The 2,975-nt window shown below is 69.7% G+C and carries 4 protein-coding genes; all 4 read right to left on the bottom strand.

Annotated features, from left to right (window positions below; all coding sequences use genetic code 11):
* The coding region (locus tag IBL25_RS25435; protein WP_187781238.1) for an NAD(P)(+) transhydrogenase (Re/Si-specific) subunit beta at window positions 1-870 on the bottom strand (870 nt) is incomplete at its 3' end.
* Window positions 871-874: 4 nt separating this feature from the next.
* Complete coding sequence (locus IBL25_RS25430) at window positions 875-1,285, bottom strand: proton-translocating transhydrogenase family protein (RefSeq protein ID WP_187781237.1); 411 nt, start codon at window positions 1,283-1,285, stop codon at window positions 875-877.
* Window positions 1,286-1,297: 12 nt separating this feature from the next.
* Window positions 1,298-2,458 carry a Re/Si-specific NAD(P)(+) transhydrogenase subunit alpha gene (locus IBL25_RS25425; protein WP_187781236.1) on the bottom strand — a complete coding sequence of 387 codons (1,161 nt, stop codon included), beginning with the start codon at window positions 2,456-2,458 and terminating at the stop codon, window positions 1,298-1,300.
* Between the two features lie 73 nt (window positions 2,459-2,531).
* The coding region (locus IBL25_RS25420) for an NUDIX domain-containing protein (protein WP_187781235.1) at window positions 2,532-2,975 on the bottom strand (444 nt) is incomplete at its 5' end.

Below are 2,975 nucleotides of genomic sequence, written 5' to 3'. Positions count from 1 at the left end.
CGCGGCACCGCCGCCCGCCGCCGCGCCGCCGGCCTCGGCGCCGAAGCCGCCCAGCAGCACGTTGATGATGCTGCGGTTCATGCCCTTGCACATGATGTAGGACAGGATCGCGCCCGAGGCGCCGACGAGGGCGCCCGTGACAACCAGCAGCAGGTTCTGAAGAGTAAAACCGATGCCCGCCGCCGCCCAGCCGGAATAGCTGTTCAGCATGGAGACCACGACCGGCATGTCGGCGCCGCCGATCGGGATGATCAGCAGGAAGCCCAGCGCCAGCGCCAGGATGGCGATCAGCCAGAACAGCACGCCGCTGCCGGTGGCGACAAAGGCGATGACCAGCACCACCAGCAGGATGCCGAGGCCGAGGTTCAGCCAGTGCTGACCCTTGAAGGTGATGGGCGCCCCGGACATCAGCGCCTGCAACTTGGCGAAGGCGATGACGGAGCCGGAGAAGGTGATGGCGCCGATCGCCACGCCCAGCGACATTTCTACAAGTGACCCGCCATGGATGGCGCCGGCATGGCCGATGCCGAAGCTCTCGGGATTGTAGAAGGCAGCGGCGGCGACAAAAACCGCCGCGAGGCCCACCAGCGAGTGGAAGGCGGCCACAAGCTGCGGCAGCGCCGTCATCTGGATGCGGCTGGCGAGCACGGTGCCGACCGTGCCGCCAATGGCCAGCCCCGCCAGCACGATGACGATGCCGGAGACTTCCATCCCCGGCCGCAGCAGCGTCGCCACAATGGCGATGCCCATGCCGATCATGCCGTAGAGATTGCCGCGCCGGCTGGTGGTGGGATGCGACAGCCCACGCAGCGCCAGGATGAAGAGGACGGAGGCGACGAGGTAAGCCAGCGTCGACAGGGACTGTGCCATCCGCTCAGCCCTTCTTCTTGCCGGCGAACATGGCCAGCATCCGCCGTGTCACCAGGAAGCCGCCGAAGATATTCACCGCCGCCAGCGTCGCCGCCAGGAAGCCGAAGAACTTGGCGATCCAGCTATCCCCCAGGCCCGTGGCCAGGATGGCGCCGACGATGATCACGGAGGAAATGGCATTGGTGACGCCCATCAGCGGCGAATGCAGCGCCGGCGTCACGTTCCAGACCACGTAATAGCCGACAAAGCAGGCCAGCAGGAAAATGGTCAGCAGCATCAGGAAGGGTTCGGCGGCCTGGGCCACCGGCGCCATGGGGGCCAGCGTGTTCTCGGCCATCATGCGGGCCTGGGCGGCCATGGCGAGCGCACGCTCGGCGGTGGCCGTCGCCTGGTTGACGAGGTCGGTCGGGTTCATCTCTCGCCCTCCTCAGGCGGCCTGGCTCAGTTGCGGGTGCACCAAGGCCCCGCCGCGCGTCAGCACCACGCCGCGCACGATCTCGTCCTCCTCCGGCAGGCGGGGCGCCTTGGCGTCCTTGTCCCAGAAGGTGGTCAGGAAGGTCAGCAGGTTGCGGGCATAGAGCGCGCTGGCGGCGCCCGCGATGCGGCCCGGCCAGTTGCTGTAGCCCAGGATCTTCACGCCATGGCCGGTGACGATGGCCTGTCCCGGTACCGTCAGGGCGCAGTTGCCGCCGGCATCGGAGGCAATGTCCACGATCACGCTGCCGGGCTTCATGCTGGCCACCATGGCTTCCGTCACCAGGGTCGGCGCCTTGCGGCCCTGCACCAGCGCGGTGGTCACCACCACATCCTGCTTGGCGATATGCGTGGCCACCACTTCCGCCTGCTTGGCGTAGAACTCGGCGGAAAGCTGCTTGGCATAGCCGCCGGCGGTCTGGGCCGCGCGGCTTTCCTCATCCTCGTAGCCGACGAAGCTGGCGCCGAGGGACTTGATCTCCTCCTTCGCCGCCGGGCGCACATCGGTGGCCGAGACGCGGCCGCCCAGGCGCCGCGCGGTGGCGATGGCCTGCAAGCCCGCCACGCCCGCGCCCATGACAAAGACATTGGCGGCCGGGATGGTGCCCGCCGCCGTCATCAGCATGGGGAAGCCCTTGTCGAAGGCCGCCGCGCCCTCGATCACCGCGCGGTAGCCCGCGAGATTGGCCTGGGAGGACAGGATGTCCATGCTCTGCGCCCGGGTGATGCGCGGCAGCAGCTCCATGGAACAGGCCTGGAGCCCGGCATCGGCATAGGCCTTGGCGCGCCCGGGGTTGCCCAGCGCCTCCAGCGTGCCCAGCAGCAATGTGTCGCGGGGGATGAGGGACAGCTCGTCCACCTCGCCCTCCCCGGCGGCCAGCGGCGCACGCACCTTCAGCAGGATGGCGGCACCGGCCAGAGCGGCAGCGGCATCGGGGGCGATCTCAGCGCCCGCCTCGCCATAGGCGGCATCAGGGTAGCCGGAAGCCAGCCCGGCCCCGCTTTCCACCGCCACCACCGTGATGCCGAGGCCGATCAGTTTCTTCACCGTCTCCGGTGTCGCGGCGACGCGGGTTTCTCCCGCACGCCGTTCCTTGAGCACAGCAAGGCGCATCGGCCCCTCCTCCCTCGAACCAAAGGGAGGATGAAGGCCGCATGGACATCCGGCAAGGCGAAGCTGTTTCAGCTCAGGTTCGAACCGCCTGCGGCATGGCGGGCGGGCGCTCCGGCAGCGCCTGGTCGAAGCCCTGGTAGCAGACCAGCGGCCGCTCCGCCCGCGCTTCCGGCGGCAGGGCCATGATGGCCGAGAACTGTTGCAGCACGCAGGCGGTGATGGGCGCCAGCGCGGCGCCCGCCGCTTCCTCCAGGGTCATCCAGGCCAGGGTTTCCAGCTCGCCGCAGCCGGCCAGCGTGCCGCGCGCTGCCTCGGCGGGGGCGGACAGGAAGCGGGCATTGAAGCGGATGGGGCTGTAGCGCGGCGTCACGGCGCGGCAGACGTAGTCCAGCACCTCCAGCGCCGGGGCGGATTGGCCGGGGGGCGCCAGGGTGAGGCCGGTTTCCTCCTCCAGCTCCCGCGCCGCCGCCACCGCCAGGGCGCGCGCCAGCCGGGGCGGCGCGGCGCGTTCCAGGGC

This window comes from Pseudoroseomonas ludipueritiae (assembly GCF_014490445.1).
Lineage (GTDB): Bacteria > Pseudomonadota > Alphaproteobacteria > Acetobacterales > Acetobacteraceae > Pseudoroseomonas > Pseudoroseomonas ludipueritiae.
The sequence above is the reverse complement of the archived record's forward strand: the minus strand, read 5'-3'. Positions and strand labels throughout refer to the sequence as shown.